This window comes from Brevundimonas sp. TWP1-3 (assembly GCF_049896085.1).
GTDB lineage: Bacteria > Pseudomonadota > Alphaproteobacteria > Caulobacterales > Caulobacteraceae > Brevundimonas.
Genome location: NZ_JAFCTP010000001.1, coordinates 1,211,762 through 1,225,917, shown reverse-complemented (window position 1 = coordinate 1,225,917; position 14,156 = coordinate 1,211,762). Strand labels below are relative to the sequence as shown.

Below are 14,156 nucleotides of genomic sequence, written 5' to 3'. Positions count from 1 at the left end.
TCACGATCCGCCTCCAGCCAGCTTCATCTGTGCCGCCAGTTTCAGGGCGCCGATCTGGGCCATGCCGGCCTTGGCCAGGGCGCGCTGTTCGGCGCGGCGGGCCGCCCATTTCTCGCGCGACCAGATCTGGAAACGGTCGTTCAGGCCGACGATGACGACGGTGTTGTCCAGGCCCGCTTCGTTGCACAGCGCTTCGGGAAGGGTGATGCGGCCGCCGGAATCATAGGCCAGGCGGACCTGCTCACCCATGACCTGCCACTCCAGCGCCGAACGCTCTTCGGAGCCGAACGGCAGGGCCTCGATCATCTCGGCATAGACCGCGAACAGGCGGTCGCCGCCCGCTTCCAGGCAGTCGGCTTCGATCGAGGGGAAGATGAAGACGCCGCCGGCTGCGCCGTTTTCGGTCGTGCGGAAGTCGTTGGGGATGAGGAGACGGCGCTTGCCGTCCAGCTGCTTCTCATAGGTCGAGAGAAACACGCCCTGCCAATCGAACCTTCCGGCCCGTCCCTAGATGCCCTGACGAACGCCCGCCGCGCCCGTCTCTCAGCCCCAAATCATGATTGTGGGATAGCATGGGATCAGATGGGCCTCAATGGGATCGAAGCCAAGATTTAACCATGTTTTGACGTGTGACGACTTAAGCACGGTCGAACAGCAGGAACATACACGGAACAACCGAAGTATTCACAGGCTGTGAAGCGTTCTAACCTTCCTTGAACAGACAATAGGTTAACGAGCGCAAACCTTTGGGAGCGCTGCCAGAACGCTGAAATGCGGGGATAATCCGAACTCGGACCAAGGTCGCAGCCGATCGGGGGCGCAACAGCGCCCGCTTTGGCCCACCCGACGGGCCTCAAGTAGGCCGAAGGCCGATAGGCCCAAAAAAAATCCACCTCAAGCAGCGCGAAGCGCGATAGGCCAAGAAAGAAAGTATGCCAGACGGCCTGTAAGCCGGGTTTTGTTCCGCTCCGAGGCCGAAGCCTGGATCGGCGACGATCATTCCTCTGGACCGTCCATTGCTGAACGGTTCTCGCGACCTACCCGGACATCTGAGGCGGTGAGCCCCGCGAGGCGAACCCCGCGCGATGTCCCTATTTGGTCTTGCTCCAGGCGGGGCTTGCCATGCCGTCCCTGTTGCCAGGCACGCGGTGGGCTCTTACCCCACCCTTTCACCCTTACCGGCCTCGCGAGGCCGGAGGTTTGCTTTCTGTGGCGCTATCCCTCGGGTCGCCCCGGGCGGAAGTTATCCGCCGCCTTTTCACCGTGGAGCCCGGACTTTCCTCGACGGACGCGAAGTCCGCCGCGACCGCCCAGCCGTCTGGCGCGCGCTAGATGCGCCGCCACGCCGCGCAGGTCAACCAACGGATGCGTCGGCAGGGGAAATGGCGTATGGTGTGCGCATGGCCGAACCCGCCTCCAACATCGTCAATCAGGAAAGCCCGGAGCAGCGTGAGCGCCGCCTGACCTGGGAGCGGGCGCGCATCGCGGAAGCCGACGCGGACATCGCCGCCGGGCGCGTCATTTCCGGCGATGAAGCCCTGGAGTGGCTGGATCGCTGGGCGGCCGGCGAAGACCTTGAAGAACCCAGCCTCAGCTGAATGAGCGGCCCTTATCAGGTCATCTTCACCGCTCGGGCGCGCGTTGATCTGCTCGCGGTGCGGCGTTGGCTGTATCGCCCGGCAGCGGCCTGAAGGCGCGCCTGCGATCCGCCCGCATCACGCGCGCCATCGTCGAATTGCAGTTCACGCCGTTCCGATGGCCCGAGGGTCAAACGTCAGGCGTTAGAGAGCGCCCCGTCGAGGGCTATCGCATCCTGTATCGGATCGACGATGGAAACCGCACCATTTCGATCATCAGAGTCTTCGGCCCCTTTCAGGACCGCGCGGACCTTTAGTTCAGCAAGCCCGTGACGCTCTCGGCGCTGGCGAGTTGGAGCAGGCCGACCAGGCGGGCGCGGGTTTCGCCGTCGGCGACGCCGTCGACGCGGGTCGGCCGCCAGTGGCGCTGGAAGGCGCGGACGGCGGTTTCGGTCTCCACGTCATAGTCGCCGCCGGGTTTCAGCCCGTAGCCCAGACGGTGCAGGCCGGCGCGCAGGACCATGGCGCCGATGGCCTGATCGCCCTTTTGCAGCAGGCCGCCCAGGGCCTGGATCCGTTCGGGGGCCGGTTCGAACCACAGGCCATGGCCGGCCTCGGCCAGACGCTTCCAGGGGAAGAGTTCGCCGGGATCTTCCTTGCGGTCCGGGGCGAGATCGGAATGGGCGACTATGCGGTTGTCGGGAATGGACCAGCGGCTGCGGATGTCGCTGATTAAGGCGATGAGCGCGGCGACCTGGCCCTCGGGAAAGGCGCGATAGCCGAATTCGTGGCCCGGATTGACGATCTCGATCCCGATGGAGGCGGCGTTGCAGTCGTCCTCGCCCTGCCAGACGCCGCGACCGGCGTGCCAGGCGCGACGTTCCTCGGGGACAAGCTGGAAGATGCGGCCGTCTTCCTCGACCAGATAGTGGGCCGAGACCTTGGCGTCGGGGTCGCGCAGGCGCGCCAGAGCGGCCTCGCCCGTCTGCATGCCCGTATAGTGCAGCACCAGCATGTCGGGCAGCGCACGACGCGCGTCAAAGTTAGGCGAAGGCGCGTCGATGTAGGAGGTCATGGCAAGGGCTGGCTCAGCGGCCGTTGCGTTCCCAGCCATAGGCGACCCAGGCGCCGTCCACCTTGTGCGCCTCGATCAGGTCTGGATCGCCGTTGCGGCGACGCGGCGTCATGTTGCGGCGGGTCCGCATGACCAGTCCGACCAGGAAGACCAGAACGCCCGCGAACAGGGCGATCACCGCCACGGCAGCGGCGGTGAAGATGGCCAGGACCGCACCCACGGCCATGGCGCAGACGGCGGCGATCATGCCGGCGACCCACATCACGGAGGCAACGATCCCATTGGGACGGCGGCGCGCGGCGAAACCGATGGTGGCGAGACGTTCAGGCTGGAACATGGATCATCCTTTCAGGCGATCCGAGGAACGCCTGACACGCAATGTCGGTCCATCGGGGCCTGCGGTCAATGGACCGCGACGCACGGTCGCGTGTGTCGCGGTCCCTCAGAAGATCGGCTGATCGGCCAGCACCACCGCGCCCTCGCCGCGCATCCGGTCGCTTTCGACGCGGCGCATCACGGCCTGGGCCTGGGGATCGGCCATGACGCCGCCCAGCATGACCAGGGCCTTGGCCGCCTCGGTCTGGACGCCGAACATTTCCGACAGGGCCTCGAAGGGCGACTGCTGCTTGGGGAAATGCTTGAAGCGCACGGGCTCGTTGGACGGGATCTTGGCCAATTCGCGGGCCTTGTTCACCGCCTCGGTGACGCCGCCCAGCTGATCGACCAGGCCCAGAGGCAGGGCCTGGGCCCCGGTCCAGACGCGGCCCTTGGCGATCTCGCGCACGCGGTCGGGCGACAGTTTGCGGCCCGTCGACACGCGGGCGATGAAGTCGTCGTAGATCCGGTCCATCGAGCCGGCGAAGGCCGCGCGCTGTTCCGGGGTGAACTCCTGCGTCGGCGAGAAGGCGTCGGCGTACTGGCCCCCCACCGTCAGTTCGCGCATGTCGACGCCGAATCGGCCCAGCGCATCGGCCAGCACGAACTTGCCGCCGAACACGCCGATCGAGCCGGTCAGGGTCGAGGGCTGGGCCACGATCCAATCGGCTTCCGAACTCACCCAGTAACCGCCCGAGGCGGCGTAGGCGCCCATGGAGACTACCACCGGCTTGCCCGCCGCGCGCGCCGCGCGCACGGCGGCCAGGATCTGTTCCGAGGCTTCCGGCGAGCCGCCGGGCGAAGAGACGCGGAAGACGATGGCCTTGACGCTCTTGTCCTCGATGGCGTCGTAGATGGCCTCGGCCGTGTCGTCGGAGTGGATCGACGAACCGCCGCCGAAGCTGCCCCCGCCGCCACGGCCGGTGACGATGGCCCCCTCCCCGCCGACGATGGCGATGGCGTTCTTGCCCGAGCCGGCGCGTTCGCCCTTCTGGTCGGCGTATTTGCCGAACTCGACGATCTCGGCGCCCTTGCCCGCGCGGGTCTTGATGGCGGCCTCGGCCTCCTCGACCTGGCCTACCTTGTCGATCAGACGGTTGGCCAGGGCCTGGGGCGCCGAATAGGGGCCGGCCTCAATGATCGTCTTCAGCGCCGGAGCGGTCGTCTTGCGATCCCTGGCGGCGTTGGCCAGGGCGCTGTCGTAGATGGACGTCATCCAGGCCGTCATGGCCTCGCGGTGCGGGCCGGTATAATCGCTCTGGGTGTATTCGTTGACGGCGTTCTTGTACTCATAGCGCTGTTCGAAGTCGGGTTTGACGCCGTATTTCTCGAAGGCGCGGCCCAGGAACAGACTGTCGGCCGAGAAGCCCGTGGCCTGGAAGCCGGCGGTGTTCTGCATCCACAGTTCCGACGCCGAGGCCCCGACCATATAGGTGGACATCACTGCGCCGACGGGCGCGAAGCCCTGGCTGTGGGCGATGACCGGCTTGCCCGAGTTGCGGAAGCGGTGGATGGCCTGGCGCAGTTCGTCGGCGGTCGCGGGCGTCATGCCGCTTTCCGGCAGGCGGACCAGCAGGGCCTTGACGCTGTTGTCGCCCTGGGCCTGATGCAGGCCGTCCACGACCTGAGTAAGGGCCAGACCCGAACCGCCGAAGGCCGCGAACGGATTGGACGACGGCTGGTCGCTGATCCCCTCGCGCAGGTCCAGTTCCAGCACCGTGTTCGCCGGCGTCGTCGGCTTGGACGAGGAGGCGACGGCGACGGTCAGCAGCACCACGGGAATGACGACGAGGAAGAGGATCAACCCGGTGAAGACACCAAGGACCGTCAGGAAGAATTGCTTCATCGGTGGGGAAACGCGCGCTCGCAGGCCGGAAATGGCCGAGCCAGCATAGGCGGACGCGGGCCGTCGTCAAATGAAGGCCGCGCAATATCCGACGGGCCTTGGCGTTCGCACCCGCAAACCGTTTGCTGCGGCGCGGCGCCCCGATTGATGCGGACGACGAAAATCCCTATATGAGCCGCCTGAGAGCGAGGGCCTGCGCCCCGCGTATATTTGGAGACCGCGCCATGCTGGTCACCCTGATGAAGTCCAAGCTGCACCGTGCGACGGTGACCCAGGCCGATCTCGATTACGAGGGATCGATCGCCATCGACATGGACCTGCTGGATGCGGCGGGCATCTATCCGCACGAACAGGTCGATGTGCTGAACATCACCAACGGCGCGCGCTTCACCACCTACGCCATTGAGGCCCCGCGCGGCTCACGCGTGATCGGCGTCAACGGCGCCGCCGCCCGTCTGGTCCAGAAGAACGACAAGGTCATCGTGGTCACCTATGGCCAGATGCCCCAGGAAGAAGCCCGCCAGTGGAACCCCAATGTGGTCCTGCTGGACGACGCCAACGAGATCAAACACTGAAGTCGTCTCCTCCCCGCTCTGCGGGGAGGGGGACCGCGAAGCGGTGGAGGGGCTCTCAACACCCCACAGAATGCAAAAAGGCCCGCCGTCGCCGGCGGGCCTTTCTTCGTTTCGGCCGATGCGATCAGCGGGCGATGTCGTAGACGCCCGTGATGTCGATCCGCACCGTCAGTTCGCCGGCGGCGACCGGGGTGCTTTCGGCGCGGTCCATCGACATGGCGCGGGCGGCGAACATCGGCATCGGCGGCTGGGGCGTATAGCCGCCGCCTTCGGTCAGGTTGCGGATGCCCGACAGCTGAACGTTCAGCGACTGGGCGTACAGCTGGGCCTTGGCCTGCAGGTTGCGTACGGCCAGCTGACGAGCCTGGTTCTCGGCCGCCGTCGGATCCTTCAGGCCAAAGCTGATGCCGTCGATCTGGTTGACGCCGGCGGCGACCACGGCGTCGGCCGTCGTGCCGACCTTGGTCAGGTCATTGATGACCACCGTCACGCGGTTGACCGCCTGATAGCCGCGCAGCTTGGGCGGTTCGTTCTGCACATAGTCATATTGCGCCGACAGGTTCAGCCCCGAGGTCTGGATGTCGCGCTCGGCGATGCCGGCGCGGCGCAGGGCGGCGACGACACGCGTCATCTGCGCGGCGTTGTCCCGCATGGCTTCTTGGGCGGTGACCGCCTCGGTCTGGACGCCGAAGGTGATTGTGGCCATGTCGGGCGCGGCCTTGACCTCGCCATAGGCCGACAGGTTCAGCGACGGCGCGGGCTGCATCATGTGCATGGCTCCCATGGCGGGTTCAGCTGTTTGGGCCATGGCGCGCGGCGTGGCGGCGGCCAGGAAGGCGGCGGCGGCGACGGCTCCACCCATTGCCAGGGTCTTGAAGGACACGGCTTTCATCGGGGCGGCCAGGGTGCGGGTCATGCGGTCTTCTCCGTAAGCGATCCAGGACGGCGCGTTCGCCGATCCGTTGCAACGACCTTGGCCGTTCTCGCCTGAATGAACGCCCGTGAGGCTTGGCAGTTTCCGTTCATCTTCGTGAAATCGCCGAAACATCGCCTTCTTGCCCGCCCCCGCTTGGCAAGCCGCGCCCGCGCCTGCTAGGCGAGACCCCTTCCGCCGAGGCGCGCCTTGGGGGCCTGTAGCTCAATGGTTAGAGCCGACCGCTCATAACGGTCTGGTTGGGGGTTCGAGTCCCTCCGGGCCTACCAACTTTCTATCGGGACCATCCATAAAGTGGCTCAACCAATCCCTGAATAACCATAACACCTTGGGCCAACGGATTGATCACGCTAGAGTCGGACCTCCCTGCCGGCGCACGCAAGCGAATCCTGGCCATGCCCCGGCAACTCGCAATGCCAGACCTTCCTGCAGCCTAGCCCACAAGACGTGGCGGCGCTCTGCCGGTGTCCGGGCAGGAAAGACCGAGAACCGAGACATCGGCTTCTCCCAGCTTGAGGCCTAGGACGTCGAGGATGGGCGAGATTGCGCTGTCCAGAACCGGTCCCAAGGGGGTGAGGAGGTGGCCGACGGCCGATGCGACGCCGCCAAGGGGCAGGCCGACGACGTCGAGCTCAAGGCGTTGCAGGAGGCTGGTCACAAGGCCCGTCGCCAGGTTCCGGCTCTTCACGGTCTTGATCCGGCGCGCGGCGATGTCATCGGCGTTGAAGGCGACGGACTGGGGCGCGACATCCGCAACCTCGACATCCGCCTTGCCCTTCACCGTCACAACACCCAACACGGCCGCGAGGGTCGCCTTCGCCGGCGCGATGGGCGCCTTGAAATCGTCCAGACGGTTTTCATCGACGGCGCCCACCGTGGCGTGGGCCAATCCCGGCCGGACGGCGACGCGCACGGCGCGCTCCGGCGCGCAGCTCAGCCTTTCGAGGCGGGCTTCGGCGGAGGCCAGTTCGACCAGGATCGGCAGATTGATCTGGACCAGACCCGACAATGACTGCGCCGTTCGCGCACGAAGATAGAGCCGCGCCTGCGCCGTGTGCAGGACGGGTTCACCCCGCGCGGTCACGGCGATCCACGGCGAGGTATTCGGCCGCTCGCCGATCGCCAGCGTCACCTTGAGATCCGCGACACCGGCCTGGGCGCCGAGCTTGAGATCGATCTGTCGGTCGCCGCCCGCGATCTCCGCGATGGCCATGACCAGATCCAGCGCGCTGACCTGAGCGTCCAGGCCATCACGCAAGCCCTGCTGGGCATCGACTTCGGCGCCGATCAGGCGATCGACCTTGAGGTCCAGGCCGGCCGCCGCTGCGGTCAACCGTCCCAGGGCGCCGCCGTCGCGTCCGCCCGCCAGCGCCTTCACCACGCCGAGCGCCTCTCCGGCGTCCACTTCCGTCGCCAGAAGGCGATCGTAGTCGCCCACCGTCACGCCCGCCTTGGTCGACAGGGCGTCCGAAAACTGAAGCAGATTGACGTCCAGATCCGCCAAGTTGCGGTAATCCATCACGCTCAACGAGACCTCGCTGCCCAGCAGACCGCTCAGCACCTGATTGGCGACGCCTCCATCCAGCCGAGCCAGTCGCGAGCCGAGGCTGATCATCGCCTTTGGCGTCTGCGGCGCAGCGGCCGTCGCCTGGCGGGTGACCAGCACCTCGTCGCGGCCGAGGAGCCACCGGCTGAAAAAGACCGGCGCCTTGGCCGTGACGGTCACGCGCGCCGCATCGACTTCGGGTGCGCCAGCTTCGAAGCGGTCCGCCGGCTCTCGCGCCGGATCCGGCACATACCGGCCTGTTTCAGTCCCGATTACGCGGACGTTCGTGAGATTGAGCGCGACCGTTGTCCGGGCGGCGGCGTCAGCGCCGTCCAGCCGCTGGGCGGCGGCCAGGGCTGCGAGATCCGCAGCGCCCTGGACCTTGCGGGTGTGGAGCGCCAAGGCTCCGAGATCGACGGCGACCGCCGCCGCGATGCAGGCCAGGGCCGCGCCAACCGCACTGATGACCGCAACGCCGCCGTCGCGGTCGGCCCACAGCGGATCGCGAGCCATCTTACTGATCCCCGATCTGGATCGCAGCAGAGCGCGCGATCGTCTTGGGGGGCTGAGGCAGAAATCCCCCGATGAGGAGCAGGGGGTGATCGCTGAGATCATAGGCGACCACGACACGCAATGAGGAGTGATCGGTCTGCACCTGCGAGGAGAGCCGGTCGGGCTGAAGTCCCATGTCGCGGCCTCGGGCCATCACCACGGCCTGGCTCAGTCGTGTCTGCTCCGCCGCATCCAGGCCGGCGATCCCCGCTCGGGCGCCCTCTGCGGCCAGGGATTGAACGGACTGTGCGCTGAGGAACCAGAACCCATAAACGACGATGGCGATGAGGATACCGATGAACAACGGGCCGACGAGCGCGAACTCCACGGCGGCGGCGCCTTGGCGCTCAGGACGACGACGGATTGAACGTTCCATTTGACGCGCTCCTCACACGTCAAAATAGTATCACGCGCCTGGATAACGACTCGTTACTCGCCATAGTTGCTCGTTGTGCTTGCCGTTTGCGCGGCAAGGCGCGTCAGGAAAACGCGCACGTCACCAAGATCTTGGTCCAGGGATACTCGTCTGACACGGACGCCTTCAGGCGCGTCATCCGAAGCGAAGCCAGCCTCAGGATTGAACAGGGTCCAGCGGCTTTCGATTCTGCGCGATGTTCTGAATGATCGCCTCAAGCCCGCGCTCAAGATCTTGGTCGTCCGGAAGTGCGACGTTGTACAGCCAGTCATCGATCGCTTTGCTGACGTCGCCAGGATCAACCTCGTCGGTCCACTGGACGCAAACCGGAGGGCGCTCGTCTTCATACTGGGGGTATCGCCGCCGAAAGGCCTCGACGTTGGCGCGATGAAGCGCCTGCGCAAAGGCTTCCGGGGACGAGTGTGACTGGAGGACCTCGGGATGAACCCTCGCATAAGATGCGATCAGGCTAAACGCGCGATCGTCCAGAATCACGACCGACATCGTCAGCCCGTCGCTTGAAGCGCCGGTATCGACTGCCGCTCGATCCATTCGATCACGCGCTCGACAGCGTGGACGTCCAACTCGTCGGGTCGCCCTCCGTTGCGGAGGTTGCCCAAAGCGGTGAACAGGACGATTCCGGCATCCTCGGCGCCGAGAGGTTTGTGTTTGAGGATCAATTGTTCGAGTCGTTCGATATGATCCATATCGTCGCCCTCGGTAGCGTGGCGGCAGGCGTTGAAGGCAGCATCGATCATCTGAAGTCTAGCGGCCATGGGTCTCTCCTATGGAAACAGCCGGGACTAGTAAGACGCGTATCTACGCACGCTCAGTTTGCTGGCGGACTGGTTAATTCGAGGTTTAAGGCGAAACAGACCATCCTGCTCCCTTCCCATAGAACTTTGCTCCAATCTGCCTTTCGAAACGATACTTGGACGTTCGGGCGAAGCGTTCCAGCGTAAGCAGGTACGGCGATCCTATGGATGATCGCGACTGCCCCCTCCCCTTCGCTCCAAGCCCCTCCTATATCGCCAACCTGTTCCCTCTCGGAGTTCCCCACATGGCCTATGTCGCCCGCACCGATCGTCCCTCGGACAAGGCCGCGCGGTATCTGGAGGTCGAGGAGGAGATCCTGGCCGTGCTGGAGGGGGAGCCGAACGTGACGGCGCGGATGGCGACCGCAGCCTCGATGCTGGCGGACGCGTTCGAGCATTATTTCTGGACCGGCTTCTATGTCGTGGCGCCGGACAAGGAAGACGAGCTGGTGGTCGGGCCGTATCAGGGGACGCTGGGGTGTCTGCGGATCGCGTTCGGGCGCGGGGTGTGCGGGACGGCGGCGGCGACGCGCCAGACGCAACTGGTCGAGGACGTTCACGCCTTTCCGGGCCACATCGCCTGCGACAGCCGCTCGGCCAGCGAAATCGTGGTGCCGGTGCTGGATGCGTCCGGCGCGCTGATCGCGGTGCTGGACGTGGATGCGACGACGCCCGCCGCCTTCGATACCGAGGATCAGGTCGCGCTGGAGCGGTTGATGGCGAAGGTGTTCTCCGCCGCTTGATCGGGGCCGGTTGATCCCGCCGCCCCCGGCTCTATGGTCCCCGGCGACATGGAGGATCGGATGACACAGCGGACAGTCGCAATCACGGGCGGGCATGGCGTCCTGGGCCGGGCGGTGCTGGAGGCGGCGCTGAAGGCCGGCTGGCAGGTCGCCGTCATCGATCATGCGGCGGGCCATGCGGTGCCGCAGGGCGTGCTGGAGGTCGGCGGGGTCGATCTGACCGACGCGGGCCAGGCGCAGGGCGCGATCGATACGGTCATCGCGCGGTTCGGGCGGCTGGACGCCCTATTGAACATCGCCGGAGGCTTCGTCTGGCAGACGACTGACGACGCCGAACCTGCCTGGGCGCGGATGCAGGCGCTGAACGTCACGACGGCCGTCAATGCCAGCCGGGCGGCTCTGGATGCGCTGAAGGCGTCGCCCGAGGGACGGATCGTCAATGTGGGATCGGCCGCGGCGTTGAAAGCCGGCGCCGGCATGGGGCCCTATGGGGCGGCCAAGGCCGGGGTCCACGCCCTGACCCAAGCGCTGGCGGAAGAGCTGAAGACCACCTCCGTCACGGTCAACGCCGTCCTGCCCTCCATCATCGACACGCCCGCCAACCGCGAGGACATGCCCGACGCCGATCCGGCGACCTGGGTCGCGCCGGCCGATCTGGCGGCGGTGATCCTGTTCCTCGCCTCGCCCGAGAGCCGCGCCATGACCGGCGCCCTGGTGCCCGTGACAGGCCGCGTCTGATGCGCAGCGACCGGGTCCGCAGCGTCCTTTACCTGCCGGCCTCCAATGCGCGAGCGATCGAGAAGGCGCGGACGCTGGATTGCGATGTCGCCGTGCTGGACCTGGAGGATGCGGTGGCGCCCCAGGCCAAGGCTGCCGCGCGCGCCGCCGCCGTCGAGGCGGTTCGGGGCGGCGGGTTCGGGCCGCGCCTGGGCGTGCGGATCAATGGCTTGGACACCGAGTGGGGGCTGGACGACCTGGCGGCGATGAAGGCGGCGGGGGCCAGGCTGGTGGTCGCGCCCAAGGTGGAGACGCCCGAGGCGGTCCACGCCCTGTCCGCCGGCCTGGCCAGGGGTTGCGCCTTGTGGGCCATGATCGAGACCCCGCGCGCCCTGATGGCCCTGGGCGACATCGCCACGGCGGACGGGGCGCTGGATGGGCTGATGCTGGGGGTCAACGACCTGGCCAAGGCGTTGGGCACCGGGGCGTCTGCGGATCGCGAGCCGTTCAAGCCTTGGCTGGCCCTGCTGGTCGCCGCCGCGCGGGCCAATGGCTTGCTGGCCATCGACGGGGTGTTCAACCGGATCGACGATGCGGACGGCCTGGCGGCCGAGGCATTGCAGGGACGGCTGTACGGGTTCGACGGCAAGAGCCTGATCCACCCGTCCCAGATCGCCGGGGCCAACGCCGCCTTCTCGCCGTCGGAGGCCGAGATCGACCAGGCGCGCGCCGTCGTCGCCGCATTTGCAGAGCCGCAGGCCGAGGGACAGGGCGCGATCCGCGTGGACGGCGCCATGGTCGAGCGGCTGCATCTGGACCAGGCGCAGGCGCTGCTGGCGCGGGCGCAAGGGGCCTAGCCGCCTTCACGCAACCGCCCTAAAGCTCGCGTCGAAACTCAGCGGACCCGCCTTGACCCTACCTGCCGACACGCCTTCGAAAATTCCCGCCTGGGTCTGTGCGCCCGGCGTGCTGAAGGTCCCGTTTCTCGACGTCTTCCTGCCCGACTACGACCTGCGTCGCCTGCCGGGGGACGAGGTGCAGGCGGTGCTGGGCTGGGGGATGAAGCCGACGGCGGCTGCGGGGCGGCGGTGGGCGCAGAAGAACGGGCGGCCCTATGTGGCGCTGGAGGACGGGTTCCTGCGGTCGGTCGGGATCGGCGAGGCGGGGGCGACCAGCCTGAGCCTGATCGTCGACGATCGGGGCGTCTATTACGATGCGACGCGGCCCAGCCGTCTGGAGCATCTGATCCAGACGGCCGACGACTGGTGCGACGCGGCCATGAGCGCCCGAGCGCGCGGGCTGATCGACCGGATCGTCGCGTCGGGTGTGTCCAAGACAAACATGGGCGGGCCCCTGGATCCGGGCCTGCTGAAGCTCGGTCGGCGTGTGTTGATCGTGGACCAGACGTTCGGCGACGCCTCCATCGGCTATGGCCTGGCGACGACGCAGAGCTTCGACGAGATGATCGCCGCCGCCCGCCGCGACGAACCCGACGCCCAGCTGATCGTCAAACGCCACCCGGCGGTGGCGGCGGGCAAGAAGCGGGGCTGCGTGACCGACCTGACCGGCGTGACCCTGGTCGATACGGACGTGCGGCCCGCCGACCTGCTGGCGGCGGTGGACGCGGTCTATTGCGTCACCTCGGCGTTTGGGTTCGAGGCCCTGCTGCGCGGCCTGCCGGTGCGGTGTTTCGGGGCGCCCTTCTATTCCGGTTGGGGCCTGACGACCGATGCGGTTCAGACCGGACGGCGCGGGCTGACGCGCTCCATCGAACAGGTCGCCGCCGCCGCCCTGATCGCCTACAGCCGCTATGTCGATCCCGTCACCGGCGAGCGGTGCGAGGCCGAACAGGCGCTGGAGCGGCTGATTGCGCTGCGCGACCGGGCCGACCGTCTGGCGGGGCCCTGGTCAGCGGTGGGGTTTGCGCCGGCCAAGCGTCCGCCCGTGCGCCGCCTGCTGAACTCGCCCAAGGCGATCATGCGATATTTCATGTCGCCGTCGCGCGCCGCGGCCCATGCGACCGCGACGAACGGCCGGCTGATCTGGTGGGCGGGCAAGGAGAGCGAGGCGACGCGTCAGGCGGCCGCCGATTTCGCCGGTCCGACCGTCCGCATGGAGGACGGCTTCATCCGCTCACGCGGCCTGGGGTCCGATTTCGTCGGCGCCCTGTCGGTCGCCCTGGACGATCAGGGCGTCTATTACGACCCGAGCCGTCCGTCGCGTTTGGAGACCCTGATCGAGACGACGGACGCGACGCCGCAGCAGCTGGCGCGCGCGGAAGCGTTGGGCGCGCGCATCGTCCAGGCCGGCCTGTCGAAATACAATCTGAAGGGCCAGGCGCCCGCGGATTGGCCTGCGGATCGCGAGATCCTGCTGGTCGTCGGCCAGGTCGAGAACGACAAGTCGATCCTGCTGGGCTGCGAGCCGGACCTGGCCACCAACTCCGCCCTGGTCGAGGCCGCACGCGCGGATCATCCCGACGCCTTCCTGATCTATCGCAACCACCCCGACGTTCTGGCGGGCAATCGGCCGGGTCGGCTGGACGCCTCGGCCATGGCCTCGGTGGACGCCAGCGCCGATGGGCTGGACATCGTGGACTGCCTGAACGCCTGCCGACGCGTGGCGACCCTGACCTCGTTGACCGGGTTCGAGGCCCTGATGCGGGGCAAGGCTGTGTCGGTCTATGGCCGGCCCTTCTACGCCGGCTGGGGCCTGACCGACGACCGGCTGGGGTTCGAGCGCCGCACCCGGCGCGCGACGGTCGATCATCTGATCCTGGCGGCCCTGATCCACTATCCCCTCTATGTCACGCCGACGGGCTGGCCCTGCGAGGCCGAGGATCTGGTCCAGGCCCTGATCGCCGCCCGCGACCAGCCGCCGCCCAAGGCGCCGCGCGGTCAGATCCAGCGCTGGGCTGCCGGGATCATCGCCAGTCTCGACCGCAGGCCGCCGCCGTCCTATTGACGCGTTCTGATAGGAAACGGAC

16 protein-coding genes, 1 tRNA gene and 1 other RNA gene are annotated in these 14,156 nt (G+C 67.2%); 8 read left to right on the top strand and 10 right to left on the bottom strand.

Annotated features, from left to right (window positions below; all coding sequences use genetic code 11):
• Both ACP693_RS06185 and rnpB read right to left on the bottom strand, forming a co-directional pair.
• A complete protein-coding gene (locus ACP693_RS06185; protein WP_426018120.1) occupies window positions 1-477 on the bottom strand; it encodes a division/cell wall cluster transcriptional repressor MraZ in 477 nt (158 codons plus the stop codon).
• A gap of 454 nt (window positions 478-931) precedes the next feature.
• Window positions 932-1,322, bottom strand: an RNA gene (gene rnpB / locus ACP693_RS06180) — RNase P RNA component class A.
• Between the two features lie 78 nt (window positions 1,323-1,400).
• Between rnpB and ACP693_RS06175 the strand changes: the two genes are divergently transcribed.
• Together ACP693_RS06175 and ACP693_RS06170 are read left to right on the top strand one after the other, a co-directional pair.
• Window positions 1,401-1,598, top strand: coding sequence for a hypothetical protein (locus ACP693_RS06175; RefSeq protein WP_426018122.1), 198 nt, complete (start codon window positions 1,401-1,403; stop codon window positions 1,596-1,598).
• A gap of 65 nt (window positions 1,599-1,663) precedes the next feature.
• Window positions 1,664-1,894 carry a type II toxin-antitoxin system RelE/ParE family toxin gene (locus tag ACP693_RS06170; protein WP_426018123.1) on the top strand — a complete coding sequence of 77 codons (231 nt, stop codon included), beginning with the start codon at window positions 1,664-1,666 and terminating at the stop codon, window positions 1,892-1,894.
• On the opposite strand, the gene ACP693_RS06165 is transcribed toward ACP693_RS06170, so the two are convergent.
• From ACP693_RS06165 to sppA, 3 genes are all read right to left on the bottom strand, one after another.
• Window positions 1,891-2,652 carry an N-acetylmuramoyl-L-alanine amidase gene (locus ACP693_RS06165; RefSeq protein WP_426018126.1) on the bottom strand — a complete coding sequence of 254 codons (762 nt, stop codon included), beginning with the start codon at window positions 2,650-2,652 and terminating at the stop codon, window positions 1,891-1,893. The genes ACP693_RS06170 and ACP693_RS06165 overlap by 4 nt on opposite strands.
• A gap of 13 nt (window positions 2,653-2,665) precedes the next feature.
• Window positions 2,666-2,989: a hypothetical protein gene (locus tag ACP693_RS06160; RefSeq protein WP_135194959.1), complete on the bottom strand. Its 324-nt coding sequence runs from the start codon at window positions 2,987-2,989 to the stop codon at window positions 2,666-2,668.
• 105 nt (window positions 2,990-3,094) lie between these two features.
• Window positions 3,095-4,873 (bottom strand): signal peptide peptidase SppA, encoded by a 1,779-nt coding sequence (sppA, locus tag ACP693_RS06155; protein WP_426018129.1) that lies wholly within the window; start codon window positions 4,871-4,873, stop codon window positions 3,095-3,097.
• A gap of 224 nt (window positions 4,874-5,097) precedes the next feature.
• On the opposite strand from sppA, the gene panD reads away from it, so the two are divergent.
• The gene (gene panD, locus ACP693_RS06150) at window positions 5,098-5,448 is read left to right on the top strand and encodes an aspartate 1-decarboxylase (RefSeq protein ID WP_346494009.1); all 351 of its coding nucleotides are present in this window, start codon (window positions 5,098-5,100) and stop codon (window positions 5,446-5,448) included.
• 124 nt (window positions 5,449-5,572) lie between these two features.
• On the opposite strand, the gene ACP693_RS06145 is transcribed toward panD, so the two are convergent.
• Window positions 5,573-6,364, bottom strand: a complete 792-nt coding sequence (locus ACP693_RS06145; protein ID WP_426018130.1) for an SIMPL domain-containing protein — start codon at window positions 6,362-6,364, stop codon at window positions 5,573-5,575.
• A 211-nt stretch (window positions 6,365-6,575) separates the two neighbouring features.
• Between ACP693_RS06145 and ACP693_RS06140 the strand changes: the two genes are divergently transcribed.
• Window positions 6,576-6,651 (top strand) — tRNA-Ile (locus tag ACP693_RS06140).
• 164 nt (window positions 6,652-6,815) lie between these two features.
• Here ACP693_RS06140 and ACP693_RS06135 read toward each other — a convergent pair.
• The 4 genes from ACP693_RS06135 to ACP693_RS06120 all read right to left on the bottom strand — a co-directional run bounded on the left by ACP693_RS06135 (window position 6,816) and on the right by ACP693_RS06120 (window position 9,653).
• Window positions 6,816-8,441 carry a TadG family pilus assembly protein gene (locus ACP693_RS06135; protein ID WP_426018131.1) on the bottom strand — a complete coding sequence of 542 codons (1,626 nt, stop codon included), beginning with the start codon at window positions 8,439-8,441 and terminating at the stop codon, window positions 6,816-6,818.
• Between the two features lies 1 nt (window position 8,442).
• A complete protein-coding gene (locus ACP693_RS06130; RefSeq protein WP_425983506.1) occupies window positions 8,443-8,856 on the bottom strand; it encodes a TadE/TadG family type IV pilus assembly protein in 414 nt (137 codons plus the stop codon).
• Window positions 8,857-9,051: 195 nt separating this feature from the next.
• Window positions 9,052-9,399, bottom strand: coding sequence for a hypothetical protein (locus ACP693_RS06125; RefSeq protein ID WP_426018133.1), 348 nt, complete (start codon window positions 9,397-9,399; stop codon window positions 9,052-9,054).
• A gap of 2 nt (window positions 9,400-9,401) precedes the next feature.
• Entirely contained in the window at window positions 9,402-9,653 is a 252-nt protein-coding gene (locus ACP693_RS06120; RefSeq protein WP_346494018.1) for a hypothetical protein, read from the bottom strand.
• A gap of 302 nt (window positions 9,654-9,955) precedes the next feature.
• On the opposite strand from ACP693_RS06120, the gene ACP693_RS06115 reads away from it, so the two are divergent.
• Genes ACP693_RS06115 through ACP693_RS06100 form a run of 4 tightly spaced genes read left to right on the top strand, consistent with a single transcriptional unit; the run spans window position 9,956 to window position 14,134 of the window.
• Window positions 9,956-10,453, top strand: a complete 498-nt coding sequence (locus ACP693_RS06115) for a GAF domain-containing protein (protein WP_426018135.1) — start codon at window positions 9,956-9,958, stop codon at window positions 10,451-10,453.
• Between the two features lie 60 nt (window positions 10,454-10,513).
• Window positions 10,514-11,191 (top strand): SDR family NAD(P)-dependent oxidoreductase, encoded by a 678-nt coding sequence (locus ACP693_RS06110; RefSeq protein WP_426018136.1) that lies wholly within the window; start codon window positions 10,514-10,516, stop codon window positions 11,189-11,191.
• On the top strand, window positions 11,191-12,027 hold the full coding sequence (locus tag ACP693_RS06105) for an HpcH/HpaI aldolase/citrate lyase family protein (RefSeq protein ID WP_426018137.1): 837 nt from the start codon (window positions 11,191-11,193) through the stop codon (window positions 12,025-12,027). The genes ACP693_RS06110 and ACP693_RS06105 overlap by 1 nt, the downstream gene beginning before the upstream one ends.
• 52 nt (window positions 12,028-12,079) lie before the next feature.
• Complete coding sequence (locus tag ACP693_RS06100; RefSeq protein WP_426018139.1) at window positions 12,080-14,134, top strand: capsular polysaccharide biosynthesis protein; 2,055 nt, start codon at window positions 12,080-12,082, stop codon at window positions 14,132-14,134.
• Window positions 14,135-14,156 lie beyond the last annotated feature (22 nt).

Excerpts from the sequence above, each read along its gene's own strand:
- ACP693_RS06160 (WP_135194959.1), bottom strand. The coding sequence starts at position 2,989 with ATGTTCCAGCCTGAACGTCTCGCCACCATCGGTTTCGCCGCGCGCCGC.
- ACP693_RS06135 (WP_426018131.1), bottom strand. The coding sequence starts at position 8,441 with ATGGCTCGCGATCCGCTGTGGGCCGACCGCGACGGCGGCGTTGCGGTC.
- panD (WP_346494009.1), top strand. The coding sequence starts at position 5,098 with ATGCTGGTCACCCTGATGAAGTCCAAGCTGCACCGTGCGACGGTGACC.
- ACP693_RS06125 (WP_426018133.1), bottom strand. The coding sequence starts at position 9,399 with ATGTCGGTCGTGATTCTGGACGATCGCGCGTTTAGCCTGATCGCATCT.
- ACP693_RS06175 (WP_426018122.1), top strand. The coding sequence starts at position 1,401 with ATGGCCGAACCCGCCTCCAACATCGTCAATCAGGAAAGCCCGGAGCAG.
- ACP693_RS06120 (WP_346494018.1), bottom strand. The coding sequence starts at position 9,653 with ATGATCGATGCTGCCTTCAACGCCTGCCGCCACGCTACCGAGGGCGAC.
- ACP693_RS06130 (WP_425983506.1), bottom strand. The coding sequence starts at position 8,856 with ATGGAACGTTCAATCCGTCGTCGTCCTGAGCGCCAAGGCGCCGCCGCC.
- ACP693_RS06115 (WP_426018135.1), top strand. The coding sequence starts at position 9,956 with ATGGCCTATGTCGCCCGCACCGATCGTCCCTCGGACAAGGCCGCGCGG.
- ACP693_RS06165 (WP_426018126.1), bottom strand. The coding sequence starts at position 2,652 with ATGACCTCCTACATCGACGCGCCTTCGCCTAACTTTGACGCGCGTCGT.
- ACP693_RS06110 (WP_426018136.1), top strand. The coding sequence starts at position 10,514 with ATGACACAGCGGACAGTCGCAATCACGGGCGGGCATGGCGTCCTGGGC.
- sppA (WP_426018129.1), bottom strand. The coding sequence starts at position 4,873 with ATGAAGCAATTCTTCCTGACGGTCCTTGGTGTCTTCACCGGGTTGATC.
- ACP693_RS06145 (WP_426018130.1), bottom strand. The coding sequence starts at position 6,364 with ATGACCCGCACCCTGGCCGCCCCGATGAAAGCCGTGTCCTTCAAGACC.
- ACP693_RS06105 (WP_426018137.1), top strand. The coding sequence starts at position 11,191 with ATGCGCAGCGACCGGGTCCGCAGCGTCCTTTACCTGCCGGCCTCCAAT.